At 65.6% G+C, this 22,426-nt stretch carries 27 protein-coding genes; 20 read left to right on the plus strand and 7 right to left on the minus strand.

Features of this window, described 5'->3' with window-relative positions:
• Nucleotides 1-28 precede the first annotated feature (28 nt).
• Nucleotides 29-343 (plus strand): hypothetical protein, encoded by a 315-nt coding sequence (locus tag ACFQX9_RS12670; protein WP_026232707.1) that lies wholly within the window; start codon nucleotides 29-31, stop codon nucleotides 341-343.
• Nucleotides 344-386: 43 nt separating this feature from the next.
• Nucleotides 387-1,883 (plus strand): caspase family protein, encoded by a 1,497-nt coding sequence (locus ACFQX9_RS12675; protein WP_018454295.1) that lies wholly within the window; start codon nucleotides 387-389, stop codon nucleotides 1,881-1,883.
• On the opposite strand, the gene ACFQX9_RS12680 is transcribed toward ACFQX9_RS12675, so the two are convergent.
• A complete protein-coding gene (locus ACFQX9_RS12680; protein ID WP_377788750.1) occupies nucleotides 1,877-3,223 on the minus strand; it encodes a sensor histidine kinase in 1,347 nt (448 codons plus the stop codon). The two genes, ACFQX9_RS12675 and ACFQX9_RS12680, sit on opposite strands and share 7 nt — an antisense overlap.
• Before the next feature lie 18 nt (nucleotides 3,224-3,241).
• The gene (locus ACFQX9_RS12685) at nucleotides 3,242-3,952 is read right to left on the minus strand and encodes a response regulator (protein WP_018454293.1); all 711 of its coding nucleotides are present in this window, start codon (nucleotides 3,950-3,952) and stop codon (nucleotides 3,242-3,244) included.
• A gap of 171 nt (nucleotides 3,953-4,123) precedes the next feature.
• Between ACFQX9_RS12685 and ACFQX9_RS12690 the strand changes: the two genes are divergently transcribed.
• From ACFQX9_RS12690 to ACFQX9_RS12705, 4 genes are all read left to right on the plus strand, one after another.
• Complete coding sequence (locus tag ACFQX9_RS12690) at nucleotides 4,124-4,453, plus strand: hypothetical protein (protein WP_018454292.1); 330 nt, start codon at nucleotides 4,124-4,126, stop codon at nucleotides 4,451-4,453.
• A gap of 90 nt (nucleotides 4,454-4,543) precedes the next feature.
• On the plus strand, nucleotides 4,544-4,825 hold the full coding sequence (locus tag ACFQX9_RS12695; RefSeq protein ID WP_143273231.1) for a GCG_CRPN prefix-to-repeats domain-containing protein: 282 nt from the start codon (nucleotides 4,544-4,546) through the stop codon (nucleotides 4,823-4,825).
• Entirely contained in the window at nucleotides 4,819-5,085 is a 267-nt protein-coding gene (locus ACFQX9_RS12700) for a hypothetical protein (protein ID WP_018454291.1), read from the plus strand. The genes ACFQX9_RS12695 and ACFQX9_RS12700 overlap by 7 nt, the downstream gene beginning before the upstream one ends.
• A gap of 162 nt (nucleotides 5,086-5,247) precedes the next feature.
• The gene (locus tag ACFQX9_RS12705) at nucleotides 5,248-6,915 is read left to right on the plus strand and encodes a SulP family inorganic anion transporter (RefSeq protein WP_018454290.1); all 1,668 of its coding nucleotides are present in this window, start codon (nucleotides 5,248-5,250) and stop codon (nucleotides 6,913-6,915) included.
• Nucleotides 6,916-6,921: 6 nt separating this feature from the next.
• Here the strand turns inward: ACFQX9_RS12705 and ACFQX9_RS12710 are convergent, their stop codons facing one another.
• Both ACFQX9_RS12710 and ACFQX9_RS12715 read right to left on the minus strand, forming a co-directional pair.
• Nucleotides 6,922-7,284: a hypothetical protein gene (locus ACFQX9_RS12710; protein WP_377788753.1), complete on the minus strand. Its 363-nt coding sequence runs from the start codon at nucleotides 7,282-7,284 to the stop codon at nucleotides 6,922-6,924.
• 50 nt (nucleotides 7,285-7,334) lie between these two features.
• Complete coding sequence (locus ACFQX9_RS12715) at nucleotides 7,335-8,759, minus strand: FAD-binding oxidoreductase (RefSeq protein WP_085350292.1); 1,425 nt, start codon at nucleotides 8,757-8,759, stop codon at nucleotides 7,335-7,337.
• A gap of 87 nt (nucleotides 8,760-8,846) precedes the next feature.
• Between ACFQX9_RS12715 and ACFQX9_RS12720 the strand changes: the two genes are divergently transcribed.
• A complete protein-coding gene (locus ACFQX9_RS12720; RefSeq protein ID WP_085385101.1) occupies nucleotides 8,847-9,353 on the plus strand; it encodes a thioesterase family protein in 507 nt (168 codons plus the stop codon).
• Nucleotides 9,354-9,358: 5 nt separating this feature from the next.
• On the opposite strand, the gene ACFQX9_RS12725 is transcribed toward ACFQX9_RS12720, so the two are convergent.
• Complete coding sequence (locus tag ACFQX9_RS12725) at nucleotides 9,359-9,532, minus strand: DUF1328 domain-containing protein (protein ID WP_007600914.1); 174 nt, start codon at nucleotides 9,530-9,532, stop codon at nucleotides 9,359-9,361.
• 241 nt (nucleotides 9,533-9,773) lie between these two features.
• Between ACFQX9_RS12725 and ACFQX9_RS12730 the strand changes: the two genes are divergently transcribed.
• From ACFQX9_RS12730 to ACFQX9_RS12770, 9 genes are all read left to right on the plus strand, one after another.
• Nucleotides 9,774-12,413, plus strand: coding sequence for an ATP-dependent helicase (locus ACFQX9_RS12730; RefSeq protein WP_085385100.1), 2,640 nt, complete (start codon nucleotides 9,774-9,776; stop codon nucleotides 12,411-12,413).
• 7 nt (nucleotides 12,414-12,420) lie between these two features.
• Nucleotides 12,421-12,711 carry a type II toxin-antitoxin system HicB family antitoxin gene (locus ACFQX9_RS12735; RefSeq protein ID WP_018454285.1) on the plus strand — a complete coding sequence of 97 codons (291 nt, stop codon included), beginning with the start codon at nucleotides 12,421-12,423 and terminating at the stop codon, nucleotides 12,709-12,711.
• An 88-nt stretch (nucleotides 12,712-12,799) separates the two neighbouring features.
• A complete protein-coding gene (locus tag ACFQX9_RS12740) occupies nucleotides 12,800-13,216 on the plus strand; it encodes a hypothetical protein (protein WP_018454284.1) in 417 nt (138 codons plus the stop codon).
• The gene (locus ACFQX9_RS12745; protein WP_018454283.1) at nucleotides 13,216-13,887 is read left to right on the plus strand and encodes an OmpA family protein; all 672 of its coding nucleotides are present in this window, start codon (nucleotides 13,216-13,218) and stop codon (nucleotides 13,885-13,887) included. The genes ACFQX9_RS12740 and ACFQX9_RS12745 overlap by 1 nt, the downstream gene beginning before the upstream one ends.
• A gap of 171 nt (nucleotides 13,888-14,058) precedes the next feature.
• On the plus strand, nucleotides 14,059-14,577 hold the full coding sequence (locus tag ACFQX9_RS12750) for a DUF962 domain-containing protein (RefSeq protein WP_026232705.1): 519 nt from the start codon (nucleotides 14,059-14,061) through the stop codon (nucleotides 14,575-14,577).
• A 29-nt stretch (nucleotides 14,578-14,606) separates the two neighbouring features.
• A complete protein-coding gene (locus ACFQX9_RS12755) occupies nucleotides 14,607-15,638 on the plus strand; it encodes an NAD-dependent epimerase/dehydratase family protein (RefSeq protein ID WP_018454281.1) in 1,032 nt (343 codons plus the stop codon).
• A 30-nt stretch (nucleotides 15,639-15,668) separates the two neighbouring features.
• A complete protein-coding gene (locus tag ACFQX9_RS12760; protein WP_007600907.1) occupies nucleotides 15,669-16,295 on the plus strand; it encodes an isoprenylcysteine carboxylmethyltransferase family protein in 627 nt (208 codons plus the stop codon).
• Between the two features lie 124 nt (nucleotides 16,296-16,419).
• Nucleotides 16,420-16,629, plus strand: a complete 210-nt coding sequence (locus ACFQX9_RS12765; protein ID WP_018454280.1) for a hypothetical protein — start codon at nucleotides 16,420-16,422, stop codon at nucleotides 16,627-16,629.
• A gap of 142 nt (nucleotides 16,630-16,771) precedes the next feature.
• Entirely contained in the window at nucleotides 16,772-18,076 is a 1,305-nt protein-coding gene (locus tag ACFQX9_RS12770) for a sorbosone dehydrogenase family protein (RefSeq protein ID WP_085360621.1), read from the plus strand.
• Between the two features lie 3 nt (nucleotides 18,077-18,079).
• On the opposite strand, the gene ACFQX9_RS12775 is transcribed toward ACFQX9_RS12770, so the two are convergent.
• On the minus strand, nucleotides 18,080-18,904 hold the full coding sequence (locus ACFQX9_RS12775) for an aspartate dehydrogenase (protein ID WP_085360620.1): 825 nt from the start codon (nucleotides 18,902-18,904) through the stop codon (nucleotides 18,080-18,082).
• Between the two features lie 37 nt (nucleotides 18,905-18,941).
• A complete protein-coding gene (locus tag ACFQX9_RS12780; RefSeq protein WP_377788759.1) occupies nucleotides 18,942-19,859 on the minus strand; it encodes a LysR substrate-binding domain-containing protein in 918 nt (305 codons plus the stop codon).
• A 125-nt stretch (nucleotides 19,860-19,984) separates the two neighbouring features.
• On the opposite strand from ACFQX9_RS12780, the gene ACFQX9_RS12785 reads away from it, so the two are divergent.
• The 4 genes from ACFQX9_RS12785 (at nucleotide 19,985) to ACFQX9_RS12800 (ending at nucleotide 22,414) form a co-directional block, all read left to right on the plus strand.
• On the plus strand, nucleotides 19,985-21,058 hold the full coding sequence (locus ACFQX9_RS12785; RefSeq protein WP_377788761.1) for a tartrate dehydrogenase: 1,074 nt from the start codon (nucleotides 19,985-19,987) through the stop codon (nucleotides 21,056-21,058).
• Nucleotides 21,059-21,257: 199 nt separating this feature from the next.
• The gene (locus ACFQX9_RS12790; protein ID WP_247295145.1) at nucleotides 21,258-21,713 is read left to right on the plus strand and encodes an Hsp20 family protein; all 456 of its coding nucleotides are present in this window, start codon (nucleotides 21,258-21,260) and stop codon (nucleotides 21,711-21,713) included.
• 117 nt (nucleotides 21,714-21,830) lie between these two features.
• Nucleotides 21,831-22,148 carry a hypothetical protein gene (locus tag ACFQX9_RS12795; RefSeq protein WP_018454274.1) on the plus strand — a complete coding sequence of 106 codons (318 nt, stop codon included), beginning with the start codon at nucleotides 21,831-21,833 and terminating at the stop codon, nucleotides 22,146-22,148.
• Between the two features lie 26 nt (nucleotides 22,149-22,174).
• Entirely contained in the window at nucleotides 22,175-22,414 is a 240-nt protein-coding gene (locus tag ACFQX9_RS12800; protein ID WP_018454273.1) for a hypothetical protein, read from the plus strand.
• Nucleotides 22,415-22,426 lie beyond the last annotated feature (12 nt).

A 22,426-nucleotide genomic window follows, 5' to 3' on the forward strand; every position in this document is an offset into this window, starting at 1 on the left:
CGTTGCCGCAGCCCGTTGCGCGGACTGTATGGCCAAAGCGACGGCGCAGGCAAGGCTTGCGGCCGGCCGTTGCAAAGCGGCGTGTCGCGAGGATCAACGGCATCAGCGCGCGGCAAAACAGCCATGTTTTTGCGGGATTCTCGATCAGATCGGCATGGGGCCGATGCGCGAGAAGATGCTTTCGCGCAGCGTTGGGCATCGATCCAATTGGCGCATGGATCAATGCGCAATTCACATGGATGGCGCCAGAACGATGCCGCACCAGCTCTGGCAGACCTTCTGCCCCATTTTGCCGCAGCTCAACGTGATCCAGTGCACAGACAGACGCATGGCGGCCACCTAGAAAAGGTGACATCATCGCGCGCATTGCCGATGGAGGTGACACCATGCGCCGTCCAGTCTTTCGCAATTTGTTTCTTGCATCCGCTCTTCTCGCGCTCACGCAATTGACGATGCCGACGGGGGCCGCGGCCGAAGCGCGGCTCGCACTGGTGATCGGCCAATCGGCCTATCGCACCGTGCCGGAACTCCCCAACGCAGCCAACGACGCCAAGGGCATGACGGAGCTGCTCGGCAATGCCGGCTTCACCGTCACCACGGCATCCAATCTGGCGCAAAACGATATGCGTCAGGCGATCTCGGATTTCGCCGGCAAGGTCAGCGCCAGCGGCGCCGACACCGTCGCGCTGGTGTTCTATGCCGGCCACGGCCTCCAGATCGACGGCGAGAACTATCTCGTTCCCGTCGATCTCGACCCCAAGCGCGAAGCCGACATTCCGCTGCAGGGTGTGCGACTGAACGATTTGCTCAACACGCTCGGCGCACTGCCGACGCGGGCGCGCATCTTCATGCTCGATGCCTGCCGCAACAATCCCTTCCCTGCGCTCAGCGGCGCCGGACACGGGCTTGCGATCGTCGACACCAAGGCCGGCGCGCCGGGCTCCTTCATTTCCTATTCGACCTCGCCGGGCTCCGAAGCCGAGGATGGCTCCGGCATCGACAGCCCCTATACCACCGCGGCGCTGACCGTCGCCAAGCAGCCCAATCTGCCGATCGAGGAAGTGTTCAAGCGCATTCGCGTCGCCGTGGCGCAATCGACCGACGGACGCCAGATCCCCTGGGAAAGCTCGTCGCTGACGACTGACTTCAAGTTCTTCGGCGGCGACAGCAGCGGCAGTCAGACTGCGCTTCCTGGCGCATCCTCCATGGCACTTGCGAGCGGCACGCGCAGCCTCGAGGACTGGCGCAAGGATTTGCAGGGCAAGCCGGCCATGGTCGCCTATGAGATAGTGATCACCGACGACACCGTGCCGGCGTATCAGGCCTATATCGAGTTGTACGCTCAGGATACCCGTACGCCGCGGCTGCGCACGATTGTGGAGCGCCGGCGCCAGATGCTGGCGTGGGAGCGCGCCACCGCGATCAACACCCGCGCCTCGTTCGAGGCGTATCTGGCGAACTGGGACAACAGCGATCTGGCCGCGACCGCACGCCGGCTGCTGCTCCGCGTGCAGAACCGCAACTACGTCTTGCCTGCCGCGGTCGCGGCCGCTCCTGCCCCGGTCGCCGTCGCGATGGCCCCGACCTGCCCGTGCTCGACGCCCACACCACCGGCTTCGCCGATCAACCCGACGATCGCGCCTGTGATCAAGAAGCGCGTCGACGACACACCGCCGAAGCGCAAGGTGGTCGACACGCCGCCCAGGCCGCGCCGGCCGCCGCCTGATGAGGTGATCTACGAGCGCGCGCCGCCACCGGATCGCGGCCCGCCGCCAGAAGCCTTAGGTGTCGGAATAGGCATCGGAATTGGCATGGGCATGGGCGGTCGAGGCGGCAACTACGGCGGCCCGGGACACGGCGATGGCTACCGCAGCCGTTACTGAGACCGCTCGCGCGGCAGCCGGACGCGGACACGGGTGCCGCCACCGGGACGATCCTCAATGGCGACCGTGCCGCCGTTGCTTTCGACAACTTGCCTCACGATTGTGAGTCCCAATCCTGCGCCGCCGCTCTCGCGGCTGCGCGAGGTCTCCAGCCGGTAGAATGGATCGAATACGCGGGTGCGTTCGTCAACCGGGATTCCCGGCCCGCGGTCCTCGACCAGGAGTTCGATCACATCGGTCTCGGCGTACAACGAGATGTCCGCGGCGCCACCATAGAGGATCGCGTTGTTGACGAGATTGGCAACGACCCGAGCCATGCCCGCAGCCGAGCCGCGGATGAGGAGAGCCGGATCTTCGCAGGTGAGCGTCAGCGCTGCGCAGGCGCCCTTGCGCGCTTCGTACTCGGTCCGCGCGACGCGGGCAAGATCGACGGTTTCCGCCGACGGGCCTGCGAACGAGGCGCGGACAAAGGCGAGCGCATCATCCATCAGCGATTGCATGTCGTCGAGATCGACGGTTGCCTTGTCCCGCTGCACGCTTTCGGGCAGCAGCTCGAGACGTAGCCGCAGCCGCGTGACATAAGTGCGCAGATCATGGCTGATCGCGCCGAGCACGAGGGTGCGGCTGCGCAGCAGTTCGGCGATGTTCGCCTGCATGGCGTTGACGGCGCGGATCAGCGCCCGGACGTCGGGAGCACCCCGCTCGCTGACCGGCATGGTCTCCATGGCAGCGCCGAAGCGCTCGATGGCGACGGTCAACTCGGACAGCGGCCTGGTCTCGTGGCGGACCGCGAGCAAGGCCGCCAAAGCGACGACGAAGCCGAGAATTCCGGCCAGCAGGCCGACAGGAATGCCGAGCAGGCGAAGGCTGAGCTCACCTGCGGTCTCGATCACCAGATAGCCGCCGCCAGCAAGTTCAATGACAGCTTGCAGGCGCGAGGTGACGAGATCACGCAAGCGGGCCACCTGTTGGCCGTCCCTGACGTTGACGAAGGACAGTGCGACCAGCCGCTCCGCTGGCACACCGCTCAGCGCGCGCAACCGTTGCTCCGCGCTGCCCAGGAAACGGCCATGCAACGGGTTGGGCGGCACGTCCTGACGCACGACCGGCTTAAATCGCGCCGTCGTGGCCGCGCGCAGCACCAGGTCGCGATCGTAGCGCGGGACCCTGTCGATCGCCTCCGCCAAGGCGGCGACCTGCGCGAGCAAAGCGGCAAATCCGGACGGCTCGCCGCGGCCGCGCTGCTCCACCAAATAGATGGCGACCGACAGCAACTGCACGAGAATGATGGCGCCGACGACGATAAGGCCGAGGCGGGCGGCGATGTGAAGCCTGCTCATTCCGCACAGGCTCCGTGCTCAGAGCGGGCGAACGTCAGCACTGAAGAGATAGCCGCCATTGCGCACGGTCCTGATCGAGAACGCAGCCTTGGGATCCGCGGCGACGAGCTTGCGGCGCAGCCGGCTAACCGACACGTCAATGACGCGGTCGAACGGATCCGCGGTCCGGCCGCGTGTCCAGTCGAGCAACTGGTCGCGGGACAGCACCCGCTTGGGCCGTTCGAGGAAACATGCCAGCAGATCAAACTCCGCTGCCGTCAACTCGACGACACGGTTCTGGTCGTTGGTCAGGCTGCGCCCGTCGAGATCGGCCACCAGCCTGCCGAAAGCAATTCGCCGCGGCGGCGGCATCTGCAGCGGGCCGTCCACACGCCGCAAGACGGCCTTGATGCGCGCCAGCAATTCCCGAGGATTGAAAGGCTTCGGCAGATAATCGTCGGCGCCGAGCTCCAGGCCGATGATGCGGTCGACATCGTCGGCCTTGGCCGTCAGCATCAGGATCGGCGTGCGGCTCTTGCTGCGCAGGCGCTGGCAGATCGACAGTCCGTCCTCGCCCGGCAGCATGATGTCAAGCACGATGAGATCCGGGCATGCCTGCATCAGCGCCCGGTCCATCGCCGCGCCGTTCTCGACGCAAACCGGCGCATAGCCCTCCCGCGTCAGCAGGTCCGCCAAGAGCGCGCGGATCTCGCGGTCGTCCTCCACGATCATGATCGTCCGAGTGTCCATCGCGGCCTCTATCGAGCAGCCCGCTGGCAGGAATGTGGCGACCCCGTCACTCGTTACAAAACGTTACACTTCCGGCCTCGCCGGCAATATCACGGCAAAAGATCGAGGCGAGATTGGCCCCATGCGGCGACCGGTCTCGTTCCGGCGCGTCCTCACAAACAGGAGTATCCGATGAAACCCATTCTGGCTTCGCTATCACTCGCAACGGTGCTGGCCCTCACGGGAGCCTCCGGTGCAAACGCCTGGGTTCGCAGCGGCGGCGTCACGACTTGGCGAGGTACCTACTACGGCAGCGCCAGCGGCGGATGCGCCGGCGGAACCTGCTCGCGTTCGGCTTCGGTGACGGGACCTTATGGCGGCACGATCGCACGCAGCGGCAGCATCACGCGCGTCGCTCCGCATGCATTCGACTACACGCGCACCACGACGGGTCCGAACGGCAACAGCGTGACGCGCAGCGGCACGGTCGGGACTCATCCCTATTACGGATACCGGTACTGACCCTCGCGCCGCACGACCGTGAATTCCGGCCGGGGTCAGAACACTGGCCGCGGACTGCCTTCCTCCAACTTGCAAGCATGGATATCTCGAATGCGACGATTGACGATCTTGGCGTCGGCCGCGGCAGCCGCACTGGCCGCAGGTTCGACCGCGCTAGCCTTCACCCCCAGCCCTCACCCCGGCATGTCCGACGGCCTCACCGAAGTCAGCGGCGGCTGCGGACCCGGCTGGCACCTGACGGCCAACGGCCTGTGCCGGCGGACCATCGTGCCCTACGCCCATCCACCCTATGCCTATGCGGCGCCTCCCTATCCTGGGGCCTGTTGGTGGACCAGCACGCCATTCGGCGTGCGGAGGGTCTGCGCATGGTGAGACCTGTACAGCTACGGGAGCTGCGACGCGCGATCGCGGCCATCATCGCCGCGTTGGTCGCGATATCGTCCGCGGGCGCCGCGTCCGCCCAGCAACCGCGACAGGAGATACGCCAAGCGTGCACCGCGGACATGCGCGCGCTGTGCTCCGGCATCATGCCGGGAGGCGGCCGCGTCAAGCAGTGCATGATCGAGCATTTCAACCAGCTGTCGGATGGCTGCAAGAGCGCGCTGAAGCAGGCGCAGGCGTCGAAGCCATAGGGCGTGCCTCGCGGGAGTGCGCGTGGGGCTCGCAGACGCGATAAGTGCCGCGAGCCCTGCGGTGTCGCACGATATACAGGCGAGGCCGGCAACCCCATGTTTGCCGACGACCGGCAGCTGTGGTCTGGTCGACCAACGGAACACTTCGGGGATTCGCTGCTGATGGCGCAGGACGCTCACACCGCAACATCATGGCCGCTGTTTCGCTCACTCGCGTCCTATTCGCTGCCGGGCGATTTGATGGCCGGCCTGACGCTCGCGGCAATCGCGATCCCAGAGCAGATGGCCACGGCGCGGCTCGGCGGCTTCGCGCCGCAGATCGGCTTCTTCGCCTTCATGGCGGGATCGCTCGGCTTTGCGATGCTCGGCGGAAACCGCTTCCTGTCCTGCGGCGCCGATTCCACGATCACGCCGATCTTCGCCGGCGGGCTGGCGGCGCTGGCCGCCGCCGGCTCGCCTGAGTATCAGGGCCTCGCGATCGCGCTGGCACTGATGGTCGGCGCAATGATGCTGGCCGGCGGCGCCTTCCGCCTCGGCGGCATCGCCAATCTCTTGTCCGTGCCCGTCATGGTCGGTTTCCTCGCCGGCATCTCCGTCCACATCATCGTGTCGCAATTACCGGGCGTGCTGGGCCTGGACTCGCCGAACGGGCCGACGCTCGATCGCATCGGTGTGCTCGCAAGCGAGCTCGGCCGCACCAATCCCTTCACGCTATGCATCGGCTTCGGTGTGCTGGCCGTGGTCTTCGTCGCCGAGAAGATCAGCGCAAAAATTCCGGGCGCGCTGATCGGGCTCGTCGCCGCGACCCTGGCCACGATCGCGCTCGGCCTCGAGAGCAAGGGCGTCAATGTCGTAGGCCTCGTGCCGGGGACGCTGCCGCGGCCGACCTTCCCCGAGCTTGCACCGGAGCAATGGGTCCGCCTCGTGCCGCTCGCCTTTGTCATCACGGTCGTGGTGATGGTGCAGACCGCGGCGACGACGCGCTCATTCCCGTCCGATCCCGACAAGCCGGCCGATGTCGATCGCGATTTTCTCGGCGCGGGCGTAGGCTGCGTACTGTCGGGCCTGTTCGGCGCGTTTCCGGTCAACGCCAGCCCGCCGCGGACGGGCATTGTCGCCGAGACCGGCGGACAATCGCAGCTCGCGGGTCTCGCCGCCGCTGCGATCGTGCTGGCGCTGCTCGCGTTTGGAACGGGATTGCTGCAGCACGTTCCAGACGCAGCCCTCGGCGGCATCCTGCTGTTCGTCGCGCTGCGCATCATCCGCGTGAAGCAGATCGTCACGATCTATCGCCAATCCCCCAGCGAATTCCTGCTGATCGCCGCCACCGCCGCGCTGATCATCGTGCTGCCGATCCAGCAAGGCGCGTTCCTCGGCATCGTGCTGTCGCTGCTGCACGGCATCTGGAGCACGACGCGCGCGCGGCTGGTCGAGTTCGAGCGCGTGCCGGGCACCACGATCTGGTGGCCGGCACATCCGCACATCGCCGGCGAGCGCATCGCCGGCGTCGCCGTGCTCGGGCTGCAGGCGCCGCTGTCCTTCCTCAACGCGCCCGGCTTTCGCAGCGACGTGATCAAGGTGCTCGGCACGATGCCGCCACAGCTGCTGGTGCTGGAGGCGAGCGGCATGGTCGAGATCGACTTCACCGCCGCGCAGATCCTGCTGGACGTGTTCAGGGCGTGCAGCGAACAGGGCGTCACCGTCGCGCTGGCCCGGCTGGAATCAGTGCGCGCGCAGGACGCGTTCGAGCGGTTTAGATTGTTCGACGCCCTGCCGAGAGAGCGTGTCTTCCACAGCGTCGACGAGGCCGTGCGGAAGTTGGCGCGATAACTGGGCTCACTGCGCCAATGGCGGGTGATCGCGCTGGATCGTTTCGCGGATCCAGCTGGCATGGATCGCGCGAAACAGGATTTGCGCCGTCTTGAGGTCGTTCGCCTTCATGCAGAGATCGACGATGCGACGGACTGCGTCGTCGCGCATCAGTCCATCCGAGATCTTTATCGCGATTTCCATCGCGACTTTCGCCGCGCGCTCGTAGCGCTCGCTGTCGCGCTTGTCGCTGCGCGCGCTACCTGCCGCGCTCGCCGCAGCGGCGTCACAGATCGCACGGATGCGCTCGGCGGCCTCGATGTCGCCGAGCGGCCGTTCGATCGCTTCGTCCCAGACGTCCTGACGCGTCTTGCGCGCGAACCACTGCATTGCCTGCTCCGTGGTGAGGGAGCGAGCATAAACGGCGGCCACGCCGCGCGCTACGCCTCCGGTACGATCTTCCCGGGATTGAAGATGTTCTGCGGATCGAGCGCCTTTTTCAGCGCCCGCATCGCGTCGATCGCCTCGGGGCCGAGCTCCGCCTTGAGGTATTTCTGCTTGCCCTGACCGATGCCGTGCTCGCCGGTGCAGGTGCCGTCCATCGCCTGCGCGCGCTCGACCAGCCGATGCATGAACTCCTCGCCGCGCGCCATCTCGTCGGCATCGTTGGTGTCGCAGACCAGCGAGCAGTGGAAATTGCCGTCGCCGACATGGCCGACGATCGGCGACAACAGGTTGAGGCGCTTGAGATCTTCCTCGGTCTCGCCGACGCATTCGGCAAGCCGCGAGATCGGCACGCAGACGTCGGTCGCGACCACCCCGATGCTGTCGCCGGGCCGCAGCGCTTTCACCGACCAATAGGCGTCGTGCCGCGCCTGCCACAGCTTTGTGCGATCCTCCGGCTTGGTGGTCCAGGAGAAGTCGCCGCCGCCGCAATCCCTGGCGATCTCGCCGAAGGCCTTGGACTGTTCGGCGACCTCGATCTCGCTGCCGTGGAATTCCATCAGCAGCAGCGGCGTTTCGGGCAGGGTCAACTTCGAATAGGCGTTGCAGGCCCGCACCTGCGCGGCGTTGAGCAGCTCGATGCGCGCCACGGGAATGCCGGTCTGGATCGCCAGGATCACGGCCTGACACGCCCCGTGCACGGTCTCGAACGACACCGCTCCGGCCGCGATCGTATCGGGGATGCCGCGCAGGCGGATGGTCAGCTCCGAGATGATGCCGAGCGTGCCCTCGGCGCCGACGAACAGATGCGTCAGGTCGTAGCCGGCGGATGATTTCTTCGCACGCGTGCCGGTCGTGATGATCTCGCCGTCGCCGCGGACCACTTTCAGCGCCAGCACACTGTCGCGCATGGTGCCGTAGCGCACCGCATTGGTGCCGGAAGCGCGGGTCGAGGCCATGCCACCGAGGGAAGCGTCCGCGCCGGGGTCGATCGGGAAGAACAGGCCCTGGTCGCGCAGATGCTCGTTGAGCGCCTTGCGGGTCACCCCGGGCTGGATCACGCAGTCGAGGTCCTCGGCATGCACCGCGAGCACCTTGTTCATGTCGCGCAGGTCGATGCAAATTCCGCCGGCGGGTGCGTTGACCTGGCCCTCGAGCGAGGTGCCGGTGCCGAAGGCGATGACAGGCACGCCGTTTTTCGCGCAGATCCGCACCACGTCCTGGATGTCGGCAGTCTCCTGCGCCATCACCACGCCGTCCGGCGGCTGGTTCACGATCCATGTGGTGGTATGGCCGTGCTGCTCGCGGACGGCTTGCGAGGTGATGAGGCGGTTGCCGAACCGCGCGGCAAGTTGCTCCAGCGCGCTCGCGAGGGCTTTCGGCGCCGGCCGCGGCGGATTATTGGTGATGGTCGTACCCACGGACGTTCCTCCCGACGAGACGAACCGTGGCAAAGGACATCTCACCGGTCAAGTCAAGCGACCGGACGCATAGCTGGGGAAGGACACATGCCGGAGACTGCTGCCACAACGATCGAGGGCGTGCCGTTCCGCTCGTCAATCATGCAGATCGAGCCGCAATGGATCGACTACAACGGCCACCTCAACATGGCCTATTACAACGTGATGTTCGACCGCGCGATCGACCAGATGTGGCTGACGCTCGGGATCGGACCGGGCTACATGAAGGAGCGCGGCGGCTCGACCTTCACCGCCGAATGCCACGTGCGGTATTTGCGCGAAATCCACCTCGACGATCTCGTGCAGGTCTCGGTCTGGCTGCTGGAAGCCGACGACAAGCGGCTGCACACCTTCCAGGAGCTGCGGCACGCGACCGAAGGATGGCTGTCCGCCACATCGGAAAACATGTCGCTTCACATCGACATGGGCTCACGAAAGGTGGCGGCTTTTCCCCCAGACATCCGTGAGCGCATCGCAGCGGTGGTCAAGGCCCACAGCGCCGTCCCGCGGCCCGAGGGCATCGGCCGGAACGTGGCGATGCCCTCGAAGCGGTAAGCGCGCTAAACCCTGTTACGACCCCGTGCCAGTCCGACAACGGCCGAGACCAGGAACAACACGACTGCGATGAAGAAGATGATCTTGGCGATTTCGATCGACGCGCCGGCGAGGCCGCCAAAGCCCAGGATACCGGCGATCAGGGCGATAACCAGAAACGTAACTACCCAGCTAAGCATGATCCGAACCTCTGTTTCGATGTCTGTCTGCGATCGGCGCGGCTGACGCGCCTCACTTGCAGAACCAATCGCCAACTCGGAACAATGGTTCCGGGCCGCTGAAGCCGGAAATTCGCCTGACCGACAGGAACAAATTGGCTTTCGGCGCACGTGGAAAACCCCTGTCCGCGGCCCCATATAGGGACCAATCCCTGTTAAGAAGGCTCCCCTTTCACCACCCCGCGGTGCCAACGTGGGGCAAATGATTCGCATGACCGAGCCGAGCAAGATCACGTCCCAGAGCGTCCCCGACCACCAGCCCGCAGCCGGCGGCATCGCCGCGCGTGCGCGCGCCTCGGTAGGCCCGCAATACCTGTCCGGGCTCAATCCGGAGCAGCGCGAGGCTGTGGAGACGCTGGACGGGCCGGTTCTGGTGCTGGCCGGCGCCGGCACCGGCAAGACCCGCGTGCTGACCACGCGCATCGCCCACATCCTGAGCCAGGGCCGCGCCCGCCCATCCGAAATCCTGTCGGTGACCTTCACCAACAAGGCCGCGCGCGAAATGAAACATCGGCTCGGTCAGATGCTCGGCCATGCCGTCGAAGGCATGCCGTGGCTCGGCACCTTCCACTCCATCGGCGGGCGCATCCTGCGCACCCACGCCGAGCTGGCGCAGCTCAAGTCGAACTTCACCGTGCTCGACGTCGACGATCAGGTCCGACTGCTCAAGCAGCTTCTGCAAGCCGACAATATCGACGACAAGCGCTGGCCGGCGCGCATGCTGGCCGGGCTGATCGACGGCTGGAAGAACCGCGGCCTGACGCCGTCGCAGGTGCCGTCGGGCGAAGCCGCCGTGTTCGCCAACGGCAAGGGCGGCAAGCTCTATGCGAGCTACCAGGAGCGGCTGAAGATCCTGAACGCCGCCGATTTCGGCGATCTGCTGCTCGAGGACATCCGCATCTTCCGCGAGCACCCGGATATCCTGCGGCAGTACCAGCAGCGCTTCAAATTCATCCTGGTCGATGAGTATCAAGACACCAACGTCGCTCAATATCTGTGGCTGCGGCTGCTGTCCCAAGCGCCGACTTCTTTTGCCTCTCCCCGCGTGCGGGGAGAGGTCGGATCGCCCGGCAGCGCAATTGCGCGCCCGAGCGATCCGGGTGAGGGGGACTCTCAGCAAGCTGAGCTCGTGGAGGCAGCCCCTCATCCTGACCTTCTCAGCGTGAGCGAAGCTCGTCGCGACCCCGCAAGCGGGGAGAAGGAGCAGACGCGCCACGTCAAAAACATCTGCTGCGTCGGCGACGACGACCAGTCGATCTATGGCTGGCGCGGCGCGGAGGTCGACAACATCCTGCGCTTCGACCATGATTTCCCCGGCGCCAAGGTCATCCGCCTCGAGCGCAACTACCGCTCGACGGGCCACATCCTCGCCGCCGCCTCGCACCTGATCGCCCACAACGAGGGCCGGCTCGGCAAGACGCTGCGCACCGAGGACCAGGACGGCGAGAAGGTCACGGTAACAGGCTCTTGGGATTCGGAAGAGGAAGCCCGCGGCATCGGCGAGGAGATCGAGCAGATCCAGCGCCAGGGCGACAAGCTCAACGAGATCGCGATTCTGGTGCGCGCCTCCTACCAGATGCGCGAGTTCGAGGACCGCTTCGTCACGCTCGGCCTGCCCTATCGCGTCATCGGCGGCCCGCGCTTCTACGAGCGCGCCGAGATCCGCGATGCGCTGGCTTATCTCCGCGTCATCAATTCACCGGCCGACGATCTCGCCTTCGAGCGCATCGTCAACACGCCCAAGCGCGGCCTGGGCGATGCCACCGTGCAGATGCTGCACGATCACGCCCGCAAGCGCCGCATCCCGCTGTTCGAGGCGGCGCGCGCGGTGGTCGAGACCGATGAGCTGAAGCCGAAGGCGCGCGGCTCCTTGCGCGACGTCGTCGCCCAGTTCGACCGCTGGCGCGCCCAGCGCGAGGTCACCTCGCACACCGAGCTCGCCGAGATCGTGCTCGACGAGAGCGGCTACACCGAGATGTGGCAGAAGGACCGTTCGGCGGACGCCGCGGGTCGGCTCGAAAACCTCAAGGAGCTGGTGCGCTCGATGGAGGAGTTCGAGAACCTGCAAGGGTTTTTGGAGCACATCTCACTGGTGATGGACCGCGACAGCGGCGCCGACGAGGACGCGGTGTCGCTGATGACGCTGCATTCGGCCAAGGGGCTGGAATTCGACAACGTGTTCCTGCCCGGCTGGGAGGAAGGCCTGTTTCCGAGCCAGCGCACGTTGGACGAACAGGGCCGCGCCGGCCTCGAGGAAGAGCGCCGGCTCGGTCATGTCGGCCTGACCCGGGCCCGCCGCCGCGCCAAAATCTATTTTGCCACCAACCGCCGGATCCACGGCACCTGGTCGACCACGATCCCCTCGCGCTTTCTCGACGAACTGCCCGCGGCCAATGTCGAGATCACGGAATCCAAGGGCGGCTCGGCCTGGGGCGGCACCGGCGGCTACGGCGCCTCCCGCTTCGACGACATGGAAGCGTTCGGCTCCACCTATTCGACCCCGGGCTGGCAGCGCGCCCAGGCCAATCGCAATCGCGGCGGCGGTGGCGGCGGCAATGGCGGCCGCGGCAGTTTCGAGGAACAGGCCTCGTCGTTTTCGTCCCAGTCGTCCTCGCCCGATTTCGGCAGCTTCTCCTCGCGCCGCCGCGGGCCGCTGACGATCGAGGGCGAGCTGGTGGCCAAATCCACCGGCACGACCTCGGAATTCTCCCTCTCCGACCGCGTCTTCCACCAGAAATTCGGCTATGGCCGCGTCACCAAGATCGACGGCAACAAGCTCACCATCGCCTTCGACAAGGCGGGGGAGAAGAAGGTCGTGGACAGTTTTGTGCAGCGGGCGTGAGGCCTGCATGCCGCACTACATCGCCATCATCGAGGACGCCGGCCCGGACGAAGCCGTCGGCGTGTGGTTTCCGGACCTGCCCGGCTGCATTTCCGGCGGCGACGACGTCGATGAGGCCCTGGAGAATGCGCCCGAGGCACTCGCGTTCTATGCACAGGAACTGACCGCGGACGGCCGCCAGCTTCCCCCGCCGCGGACATTGGACGAGCTCAAGGCCGACCCTGATGTCGCCGACGAGCTCGGGAAGCACACGGTCGCCCTGATCGAATGGCCACCCCTCACTGAGGCCACGGAGTGAGGACTGTTCGCCGCACTGGTCGGACTCTCGACAGTTCAGGTCCGAACAGCCCTTGACCACCGTGAACTTCCCCGTATCAGATGCGGCCATGGTCCGGGGCTCCATCACACTGATCTTGCTGGCATTGGGTATGCCGTCGCTTGCGGCGGCGGAGACCATGAGCTTTGGCGATGCGATCGGGCTGCTGGCGAAAAGTTGCGGCGCGGAAATCGTCGCCAATTGCCGCGGCGTCAACCCGGATTCGACCCGCCTGAAGGAGTGCCTCTCGCGCAACCGCGACGTGCTCTCGCAGCAGTGCCAGAGCGATTATCTCGGTGCCTTCGACGCCATCCAGAAGCGCGTCGCAGCCCGTGTCACCGTGGCGAACGTCTGCCAGCGCGAGATCGTCAAGGTCTGCGGCGGCTCGACCAAGGAGACCAGCAAGGCGGTCCCCTGCCTGGTCTCGACGCCCAAGGGCATCAGCAACAATTGCCTGAAGGCCGTTGACGACGCGGGGTATCGGTGATGCCAGCGACGAGGCTTTCCACCGCCGGAATATGCATCGCGCTCGGCCTCGCTTTGCTCGCGGGCACAGCGGAAGCGCAGACGGCGCCGCCAACCCGCGACGACATCGTCGGCAAGCTCAACCATTTCGAACAAGCCGCCGAGATCGATCTCCCCGCGCTGAAGCTGCAGGTGATGGAGCGGGCCAAGGCCAGGATCAAGAACGATCCCGGTCCGGTGAACCGGCCGCTGATCGCGCCTGATCTGGTCAATCTGCCGACCTTCACTGCGCAGATCCAGTTCGACGCCGACACGCCGATCATCCAGCCGGCGTCCTACCAGACCGTCGGCCGCCTCGCCGATGCGCTGGTCCATGCCTCGCTGCTGCCCTACACGTTCCTGATCGTCGGCCATGTCGAATCCAACGCGAAGACGCGCGAGGCCAACGCGATCCTGAGCCAGCGCCGGGCGGACGCGATACGCGACGTGCTGGTGAACACGTTCAAGATCTCGACCAAGCGGCTGCATCCGATCGGCCTCGGCGAGGAGCAGTTTCTCGACCGGGCCAGGCCGACCTCAGCCGCCAACGCCCAGTTGCAAATCCTGACCTACGCCAAGGTACCGGAGGAAGCGCCTGCGCATCCGGCTGCGACACCTGCGCCTGCGGCGAAAAAACCCGCCAAGAAGCGCTGAGCGGACGCGCCACGGCGTCTGACGCAACCCTTTGAAGTCACGTTTCTTTTGTGACCTGTCTCACAGCGCAACAGCGCGGTTTCGCGCGACAATTACGCCGGTTTGTGCACCGCCCTATCAGGTGCTATAGGCTTTTTTCGCCCTGCCCGACCCCATGCGCACGAGACCGAGATGGCCAGTTATTTTCAACGTCAGCTGGCCGACTACGTCGAATATCATCGCGATCCCTGGAACTGCGCGATGCACGTGGTCGGCATCCTCCTGCTCTTCACCGGCGCCGTGCTGCCGCTGACGCTGGTCCATTTCCCGGTGTTCGGGATCGAGGTCAGCCTGGCCATGGTTCTTGCCCTGCCGGTGCTGGCCTACTGGCTGATGCTGGACGCCGGGATCGGGCTCGGCATCCTCGCCTCGATGATCGTGCTGCTTTCGGTCGCAACCGCGATTGGCAATCAGGTCTCGATCGTCATGATGTGGTCGATTTTTGTGGTGCTGATCGGGCTCGGCGTCGCGTCGCAAATCGTCGGTCACAAGGTTTTCGAGGAGCGGCAGCCGTCGATGGTCGACCACCCCACGCATTTTCTGCTTGGACCGATGTTTGTCATGGCAAAATTATTCATTGCATTGGGCTTCCGTCGCGACCTTGCCGCGATTCTGGCGCCTGCTCCGACCAATTCCCTTTCAACCCGATAGTTCTAGACGCGAAACAGCAAACCTACTGCATGGCTCTCGTACTGGTTACCGGTGGCAGCGGCTTCATCGGACATCATCTTGTAGAAGCGCTCCGCGCCCGTGGGCAGCGGGTGCGTGTTCTCGACGTCCGTGCGCCTGCCGCGCCGTATGCCGACGTTGAATATGCCCAAGGCTCGGTGCTCGACGGTGCCGCGGTCGATGCCGCGATTGCTGGGGTCGATCAGGTCTATCACCTCGCGGGCCTGCCCGGCATGTGGGTCGCCGACAAGCAGGCCTTTCACGACGTCAATTGCCGCGGCACCGAGATCGTGCTCGCGGCCGCGATGAAGCGCGGGGTCTCGCGCTTTCTGCACTGCTCGACGGAATCGATCCTATTCCCCTATTCCGACCTCAACGGTGTTCCCGCCGAAGAGGCGCTGCAGCCGGCCGATGCGATGCCGGGCGCCTACACGCGGTCGAAATCGCTGGCCGAGCATTGCGCCGCGAAGGCCGCAGCTGAAGGTTTTCCGCTGGTGATCGGCACCCCGACCATGCCGATCGGTGCTGCCGACCACAATCTGACGCCGCCGACTGCGATGCTGTGGTACTTCCTGCAGAAGAAAGTGCAGCCGCATCTCGACTTCCCGGTCAATCTCGTCGACGTTCGCGACGTTGCCATGGGCCTCGTGCTGACCATGGAACGCGGGCGTAACGGCCAGCGCTACATCCTCGGCGGCGACTGCGTCAGGCTCGGCCAGATTCTGCGGATGATGTCCGCGATGAGCGGCCGCCGGCAATTCCCGGTCGTCGTTCCCGGCAAGATGGCCGAGCTGTCCGGCATCATGCTTGAATATCTCTCTGACCGCATCACGCGCAGGCCGCCCAACGGCACCGCCGAGGGCGTGCGCATTGCGCTCGCCGCGAGCGACCTCTCGATCAGCAAGGCGCGCACCGAACTCGGCTACGCGCCGCGCCCGATCGAGCCGGTCCTGCGCGAAACCATCACCCATCTTCTCGCCCGCGGCGGCGCGCTTGCCTCCGGCGCCATCGAGCATCACGCGCTCTCCTCGCGCGCCAGCTGAGCTGCCGCCCAACCCAAAGAACCTTTCCGCATGTCCTTCGATTTCAGCAAGCTTCTCTCTGTCGCCTGGGGTGGTTGGACCACGACTTGGCCGACGCAACTGCTCGCCCTGATCTGGCTCGCCTGGCTCGCAAGCTGGGTCGGCGCCTCGTTCTGGCAGGGCCGCACCCAGAAGCAGGTAATGACGCTGGAGTCCGGCCGCTATCGCATCCCGATCCTGGTCGGCGGCATCCTGTTCACGCCATGGACCGCGGAAGTGCTCGGCGAGAAGCCGCTCTGGGTGTTCAGCAATACAGCTGTCTACGTGGTGGCGCTGATCGTGCTGGCCGGCATCTCCTTCACCTGGTGGGGACGGCTGCATCTCGGACAATTCTGGTCCAACACCATCACCCACAAGCAAGACCACCGCGTCATCGACACCGGCCCGTACGGCATCGTACGCCATCCGATCTACACCGGCCTGATCCTCGGCATGCTGGTGACCGGCATCGCGGTCGGCACGGTGACCGCGATGCTCGGCGCGATCCTGATCTCGCTCGGCATGTGGCAGAAGGGCCGGATGGAAGAAGTGTTCCTGTCCAAGGAGCTCGGCGAAGACGCCTACGGCGCCTATTGCCGCCGCGTGCCGATGATCATCCCGTTCCTGTCGCCGCGCTGAGAGCGGCGGACGCGCCCCACATTCGCTGTCGTCCCGGCCTTCGCCGGACGACAGCGAGAGGAACTGCCTTCCCTCCAGCCCGTTAGCCTCTCGATACCTGCCACTGACCGCAGAGCATCGAGCCATGTCCGACGCCTACGATTATTTTCGCGAGCACGCGATCGCCGCCGTCCGCAAGGCGCGGGCGCTGCCGCCGGGGCGGCCGAAGCAGAAGCAGCGCACCGTGGCGCGTGTCTATCATCTCCTGTCCAGGGAGGCCGCGCTCGCGCCGAACATCCATCATCTGGATGATTTTCGCGCGGCGCGCCGGGCAGAGCGGCAGATCGGCCACTGATCTCCGGGCCCCGCTTGCCGGCATTCGTCCCATGCAAATTCGAACGGCTGCCATTCCACGGGAATAGAGCCCCGCGGCCCATCGCACAGGTTGACGTCTGCCCCGCCAGCCCGTTGGATGCGCCCGCAAACAGGGGCTTCTCATGACGTTTTCCAGCATCTTTGCGCAGTTCGTTGCGCTTCTCGGCGGCATCGCGCTGCAATGGCGGAAGCTGTCAGGCACCGTGCCTGCGCCGGCCTGGGGCCAGTCGCCCGCGATTCCCGAAGCAAAACCGCAAGGCGCCATTCCGACACTGAAGATGCCGACGGCGCGGGGCTGGAGCGAAGGACAGAAGCCGACGGTCGCACCCGGGCTCAAGGTCAATGCGTTCGCGACCGGCCTCGACCATCCGCGCTGGATCGAGGTGCTGCCCAATGGCGACGTGCTGATCGCGGAGGCGACGCAGATCGCGGGGGCGCCGCGGTCCGTGTTTCACTACGCAATGCAAGCGACGATGCGGCGCGCCGCCGCGCTCGGCGTCAGCGCCAACCGCATCACGCTGCTGCGCGACAAGGATGGCGACGGCGTCGCGGAGTATCGCGGCGCGTTCATGGAAAACCTCAGCCAGCCGTTCGGCATGGCGCTGGTCGGCGACACCTTCTATGTCGGCAACACCGACGGCGTGATGGCCTTCCCGTACGTGGCGAATGCCGATCGCATCACCGCGCCGGGCAAGCGCCTCACCACTTTCAAGCCGAGCGGCCACTGGACCCGCAGCCTGCTCGCAAGCCCCGACGGCAAGAAACTCTATGCCGGCGTCGGCTCGCTCAGCAACATCGGCGAGATGGGCATGGAGGTCGAGGAAGGCCGCGCCGCTGTCTACGAGCTCGACCTCGTCGCCGGTACGCACCGCATCTTCGCCGCCGGCCTGCGCAACCCGGTTGGTCTCGCCTGGGAGCCGAGCACCAACGTGCTCTGGACCGTCGTCAACGAGCGCGATGGCCTCGGCGACGAAACGCCGCCGGACTATCTGACCTCGGTGCGCGATGGCGGTTTCTACGGCTGGCCCTATTGCTACTGGGGCAAGACGGTGGATGACCGCGTGCCGCAGGATCCGGCGATGGTCGCCAAGGCACTCACGCCTGACTACGCGCTCGGCGGTCACACCGCCTCGCTCGGCCTGTGCTGGATGCCCGCGGGCACGCTGCCGGGCTTCCCCGACGGCATGGCGATCGGCCAGCACGGCTCGTGGAATCGCAGCACGCTGTCCGGCTACAAGCTGGTGTTCATCCCGTTCGAGAACGGAAAGCCTTCGGGTCCAGCACGCGACATCCTGTCCGGCTTCCTCGCGCCGGACGAGAAAGAATCCTACGGCCGTCCGGTCGGCGTCGTGATCGGTCCCGACAAGAAATCGCTGCTGATGGCCGACGACGTCGGCAACGTGATCTGGCGCGTGACGGGCGCTTGAAGGTTATGTTCCAACGCTAAGCGTGGTGCGCTGCTTGCGGAGCAGCGCGATCACCGACAGTGCCGTGATCAACCCGGTCTTGGGATTCTCGGAGGGGACGTTCTCGATTGACATCGAGAAGCGCGCGGAATCCGACTCGACCTCGATGCGATGAACATTGCGCGTCACGGTCGGGTCGGCCCAGATTTGCACCTGGGTGCGATCCGGCCCGACGCCCGCGAGCGACAGCGCGACCGCGACGTTGAGATTGGCCGGAAAGCCTTTCGCTGCCTCTCGCGCGGTCCCCTCGAACAGCTTGAGCGGCTCGCGCAGATTGTCGATATCGATGTTGTTCTGGACGATGAACGGCGCGCCCTTCAAGCCGTCGATCGGCTTGCGCGTCACCATCTTCACCGAGTGAATTGTGCCGATCGCGGCGGCGTTGACGGCGTCGAGCCCGATCAGCGCGCCGGTCGGCACGAGGATGCGGCCGCCATTGGCCCGGGCGAGATCGACGAGATCAAAATTGTCGAGCAGCCCACCGACGCTGACAACGACCGCGGCCCTGCCGCGTTTCACCGCGGGCTCGACGATCGCGCGGAGTTGGCTGCTCGGGGCGCATTCGACGACGATGTCGGCGGCGTCGCCAAGCTGGTCGAGCGGTAATACGGATGGCGGACGACGCAGGCTGCCGAGCAATTTCTGATGCTTTGCGGGATCGCGCACCGCCACGGCGGAGAGCGTCAATCCCTCGATGCCCTGATCGAGCGCGGCGGCGATCTTGGTGCCGATCGAGCCGAGCCCCGCGACGGCAACCCGCAATTCGTTCGAAGCTGTCCGTTCAGCCATCGCATCACCCCTCTCGCCAAGTCGATGTCATAGCGCCTCAGGCGTCGCGCGCATAGCTGCGCAGGCGCGTCTCGAGCACGGAGAGCATTGCGTCGCGGGCGGGGTCGCGCGAGCCGCGCAGCCATGCGGCAGCGAGCGGCAGCCGGCCGACGGGCCCGATCTGCTTTGGCCGCAGCGGCACGAAGCGCACGCCTGACACCGCCATCCGCATGGTCCAGCGCGGCACGATCGCGACCCCGAGCCTGGTTGCGACGAGATTGATGATGGTCTGCTTCTCGTCGGCGACCTGCACGACGCGCGGCGTGAGGTCTGCCTGCTCGAATAGTCTTATCGTGAGGTCGTGGCTGTGCGGCCGCGAGCGACGATCCGGCACCAGCATCGCCTCCTCGGCGATCTCCGCCAGCGTGATCGACTTGCGTTTGGCCAGCGCGTGGCGCTGCGGGAAGGCCACGATGGCTGTTTCCTGCAGCAGATCGCGGAATTCGAGCCGCTTGTCCCGCTGAGCCGGTGGACGCACGAAGGCAAGATCGAGCGCGCCGGTCAGGATCTTTGGCAGCAGCCGGACGGTCTTCTCTTCCAGGAGCTGCACTGCGATATCGGGATGCTTTGCGCGAAAATCGCGCAGCAGCGCCGGTAACAGCCCCGCCGCGGCACTGTCGATGGCGCCGACCCGGAGTTTTCGAGCAGCCCCCGCGCGCGCGCGATTGCGCAGGTTGGTCTCGACCGCCTCGACGCGGGCGAGGATGGCACGGGCATCACGCAGCAGCGTCGCGCCATCTTCCGTCAGCGACACCGCACGCGTCGTCCGTGCAAACAGTCGCGTGTCCAGATCCTGCTCCAGCAGCTTGATCTGGCGGCCCAGCGCGGAGGGCAGCATCTGGAGATGCTGCGCCGCGTGGCCGAAATGCAACTGCTCGGCCGCCGCCACGAAGCATCGCAACTGATGCAATTCCATCCACCGGTCCTCTGATCCTGTGACGGGATTATATCATTTTTTTGTATAAACCAGCGCCGATTGAGTCCCGGCCCCTAGGTTCGCTAGCGTTACGCAACCCCACCGACATCTGGACGGAGCCCTTCATGCGCACCCATTCGATTGCAGCGATCCCCGCGGACGGCATCGGCCCCGAGGTCATCTCCGCCGGCGTCCGCGTGCTGGAGGCGCTGGCCAACCGCAGCGGTGACCTCGCCTTCAACATCAAGACCTTCGACTGGGGTTCGGACTATTACAAGAAGCACGGCGTGATGATGCCGGCCGACGGTCTCGCGGAGCTCAAGAAATTCGACGCGATCTATTTCGGCGCGGTCGGTGCGCCCGACGTGCCCGATCACATCACGCTGTGGGGCCTGCGGCTGCCGATCTGCCAGGGCTTTGACCAATACGCCAATGTGCGGCCGACCAAGATCTTGCCGGGCGTCGCCTCGCCGCTGCGCAATGTCGGCGTCGGCGACCTCGACTGGGTGATCGTGCGCGAGAATTCCGAGGGCGAATATGCCGGCATGGGCGGCCGCGCCCACAGGGGTCTCCCCGAAGAGGTCGGCACCGAGGTCGCGGTGTTCACCCGCGTCGGCGTGACGCGGATCATGCGCTATGCATTCGAGCTGGCGCGGTCGCGCCCGCGCAAGTTCCTGACCGTGGTGACCAAGTCGAACGCGCAGCGCCATGGCATGGTGATGTGGGACGAGATCGCAGCCGAAGTCGCGGCCGAATTCCCCGATGTGACCTGGGACAAGATGCTGGTCGACGCCATGACGGTGCGCATGACGCTGCATCCGAAGAGCCTCGACACCATTGTCGCGACCAATTTGCACGCCGACGTCCTCTCCGACCTCGCCGGGGCGCTGGCGGGCAGCCTCGGCGTCGCGCCAACCGCCAATATCGACCCGCAGCGCCGCTTCCCCTCGATGTTCGAGCCGATCCACGGCTCGGCCTTCGACATCACCGGCAAGGGCATCGCCAATCCGGTCGCGACGTTCTGGACCGGCGCACAGATGCTGGAGCATCTGGGCGAGAAGGACGCGGCGGTGCGGTTGATGGCCGCGGTGGAGCGCGTCTGCGCGGCCGGCGTGCTGACGCCCGATGTCGGCGGCAAGGCGACGACGAAGGACGTGACCGATGCCGTGATCGAAGCGATCCACGGATCGAACGTGTAATCCGAGCTACGTCAGCGGGAGGCGCCAGGGTTTCCGAAAAATTTTGAGCCCCCCTCTTGAAACCAAAACGGGCTTTTTTTATTTTTCCGCTGCCGCCGAGAGGTGGCGTTCCCGACGCCTGGTGGGTCGGGAAGCTGAGACGGGCACCGGTCGTGTCCGGTGTCGTTCGTATCCATTTTGCTCCTTGGAGGATCTGGCTATGCGCGCTTACGACTTCTCTCCCTTGTGGCGTTCGACCGTTGGTTTCGACCGCCTTTTCGACCTCGTTGAAACGGCACAGCGTGCCGGTGAGGACAACTATCCTCCCTACAACATCGAACGTCTCGGCGAGGATCGCTACCAGATTTCGCTTGCGATTGCGGGCTTCTCACCCAACGAGGTCGCGGTGACGGCCGAGCAGAACGCGGTGACCGTCGAGGGAAACAAGCCGGACAGAACTGAACGCGAGTATCTCTACCGGGGCATTTCCGCGCGGCCGTTCAAGCGGCAGTTTAACCTGGCCGAATATGTTCAGGTGCACAGCGCCTCGTTCGAAAACGGCCTGCTCAAGATCGAACTGGTCCGGGAAATCCCTGAAGCCATGAAGCCGCGGCGGATTGCGATCAATGCCGCGCCGTCCGGCAACGTGCATCAACTCGAGGGCAAAGCCGCCTGAATTCGGTCTGTCGGAGGCCCGGTGATCCCGCCCGATCGTCGGGCGGGATGGGCCATGGCCTTCGATCGCGTACCCGAATGCAAGTCAGAGGTTTTAGAGAAAGGAGGAGGACCTCTCATGCTCGATCATGCCGACAACATCATCGATCTGAACGCGATATTGCACCCTGGCTCCGTCTATGATCATCCCCGCGACGTCATAGCCGATCCAACTTTGTCGATCGGCGAGAAGCGCGCGATCCTAGCGTCCTGGGCTTCGGACGCAGCCAGTGTCGCCTCGAGCCCGACATTGCGGGAGCTGCCCGGCTCGGACAAAGCCGTCACCATCGACGAAATTCTGGAAGCGCTCGCGAGCCTCGACCACCATCCGAAGGGCCCTCCGGGCGGCAAGCCGGTCCGCACGCGATCCGTCGAACGAACCGGCCTCGCAGCCTAGGCAACGACAGCTCAACGGGGATTGCGATGATGCTTGATGAAGAGCTGGCCTTGTTGCGCGGCCACCGCAGCAACATCAGCCGCTATCAGCGGTTGCTCAAGACCGAGCTGACCGAGTTCGAACGGCGGTTCATCGAGAGACGTGTGTCCGAGGAGCGCTCGGCGATCGAGAAGCTCGCCGTCTCCGCCTTTCCGCTCACCTTTCAGGCTCCGAGCCGGGCGATGGGGAACGCCACCACGCGCCTGACGGCAAGCCGGCACGGGTGATCGACATGCCCG

This window comes from Bradyrhizobium sp. GCM10028915, from assembly GCF_042666195.1.
GTDB lineage: Bacteria > Pseudomonadota > Alphaproteobacteria > Rhizobiales > Xanthobacteraceae > Bradyrhizobium > Bradyrhizobium canariense_D.

What these genes read in the sequence shown, in the direction of transcription:
- ACFQX9_RS12785 (WP_377788761.1), top strand. Translation starts at nt 19,985, where the DNA reads ATGCGCACCCATTCGATTGCAGCGATCCCCGCGGACGGCATCGGCCCC.
- ACFQX9_RS12710 (WP_377788753.1), bottom strand. Translation starts at nt 7,284, where the DNA reads ATGCAGTGGTTCGCGCGCAAGACGCGTCAGGACGTCTGGGACGAAGCG.
- ACFQX9_RS12685 (WP_018454293.1), bottom strand. Translation starts at nt 3,952, where the DNA reads ATGGACACTCGGACGATCATGATCGTGGAGGACGACCGCGAGATCCGC.
- ACFQX9_RS12775 (WP_085360620.1), bottom strand. Translation starts at nt 18,904, where the DNA reads ATGGCTGAACGGACAGCTTCGAACGAATTGCGGGTTGCCGTCGCGGGG.
- ACFQX9_RS12670 (WP_026232707.1), top strand. Translation starts at nt 29, where the DNA reads ATGGCCAAAGCGACGGCGCAGGCAAGGCTTGCGGCCGGCCGTTGCAAA.
- ACFQX9_RS12695 (WP_143273231.1), top strand. Translation starts at nt 4,544, where the DNA reads ATGCGACGATTGACGATCTTGGCGTCGGCCGCGGCAGCCGCACTGGCC.
- ACFQX9_RS12765 (WP_018454280.1), top strand. Translation starts at nt 16,420, where the DNA reads ATGTCCGACGCCTACGATTATTTTCGCGAGCACGCGATCGCCGCCGTC.
- ACFQX9_RS12755 (WP_018454281.1), top strand. Translation starts at nt 14,607, where the DNA reads ATGGCTCTCGTACTGGTTACCGGTGGCAGCGGCTTCATCGGACATCAT.
- ACFQX9_RS12705 (WP_018454290.1), top strand. Translation starts at nt 5,248, where the DNA reads ATGGCGCAGGACGCTCACACCGCAACATCATGGCCGCTGTTTCGCTCA.
- ACFQX9_RS12750 (WP_026232705.1), top strand. Translation starts at nt 14,059, where the DNA reads ATGGCCAGTTATTTTCAACGTCAGCTGGCCGACTACGTCGAATATCAT.
- ACFQX9_RS12735 (WP_018454285.1), top strand. Translation starts at nt 12,421, where the DNA reads ATGCCGCACTACATCGCCATCATCGAGGACGCCGGCCCGGACGAAGCC.
- ACFQX9_RS12730 (WP_085385100.1), top strand. Translation starts at nt 9,774, where the DNA reads ATGATTCGCATGACCGAGCCGAGCAAGATCACGTCCCAGAGCGTCCCC.
- ACFQX9_RS12800 (WP_018454273.1), top strand. Translation starts at nt 22,175, where the DNA reads ATGATGCTTGATGAAGAGCTGGCCTTGTTGCGCGGCCACCGCAGCAAC.
- ACFQX9_RS12760 (WP_007600907.1), top strand. Translation starts at nt 15,669, where the DNA reads ATGTCCTTCGATTTCAGCAAGCTTCTCTCTGTCGCCTGGGGTGGTTGG.
- ACFQX9_RS12680 (WP_377788750.1), bottom strand. Translation starts at nt 3,223, where the DNA reads ATGAGCAGGCTTCACATCGCCGCCCGCCTCGGCCTTATCGTCGTCGGC.
- ACFQX9_RS12745 (WP_018454283.1), top strand. Translation starts at nt 13,216, where the DNA reads ATGCCAGCGACGAGGCTTTCCACCGCCGGAATATGCATCGCGCTCGGC.
- ACFQX9_RS12675 (WP_018454295.1), top strand. Translation starts at nt 387, where the DNA reads ATGCGCCGTCCAGTCTTTCGCAATTTGTTTCTTGCATCCGCTCTTCTC.
- ACFQX9_RS12790 (WP_247295145.1), top strand. Translation starts at nt 21,258, where the DNA reads ATGCGCGCTTACGACTTCTCTCCCTTGTGGCGTTCGACCGTTGGTTTC.
- ACFQX9_RS12795 (WP_018454274.1), top strand. Translation starts at nt 21,831, where the DNA reads ATGCTCGATCATGCCGACAACATCATCGATCTGAACGCGATATTGCAC.
- ACFQX9_RS12780 (WP_377788759.1), bottom strand. Translation starts at nt 19,859, where the DNA reads ATGGAATTGCATCAGTTGCGATGCTTCGTGGCGGCGGCCGAGCAGTTG.
- ACFQX9_RS12690 (WP_018454292.1), top strand. Translation starts at nt 4,124, where the DNA reads ATGAAACCCATTCTGGCTTCGCTATCACTCGCAACGGTGCTGGCCCTC.
- ACFQX9_RS12725 (WP_007600914.1), bottom strand. Translation starts at nt 9,532, where the DNA reads ATGCTTAGCTGGGTAGTTACGTTTCTGGTTATCGCCCTGATCGCCGGT.
- ACFQX9_RS12720 (WP_085385101.1), top strand. Translation starts at nt 8,847, where the DNA reads ATGCCGGAGACTGCTGCCACAACGATCGAGGGCGTGCCGTTCCGCTCG.
- ACFQX9_RS12700 (WP_018454291.1), top strand. Translation starts at nt 4,819, where the DNA reads ATGGTGAGACCTGTACAGCTACGGGAGCTGCGACGCGCGATCGCGGCC.
- ACFQX9_RS12770 (WP_085360621.1), top strand. Translation starts at nt 16,772, where the DNA reads ATGACGTTTTCCAGCATCTTTGCGCAGTTCGTTGCGCTTCTCGGCGGC.
- ACFQX9_RS12740 (WP_018454284.1), top strand. Translation starts at nt 12,800, where the DNA reads ATGGTCCGGGGCTCCATCACACTGATCTTGCTGGCATTGGGTATGCCG.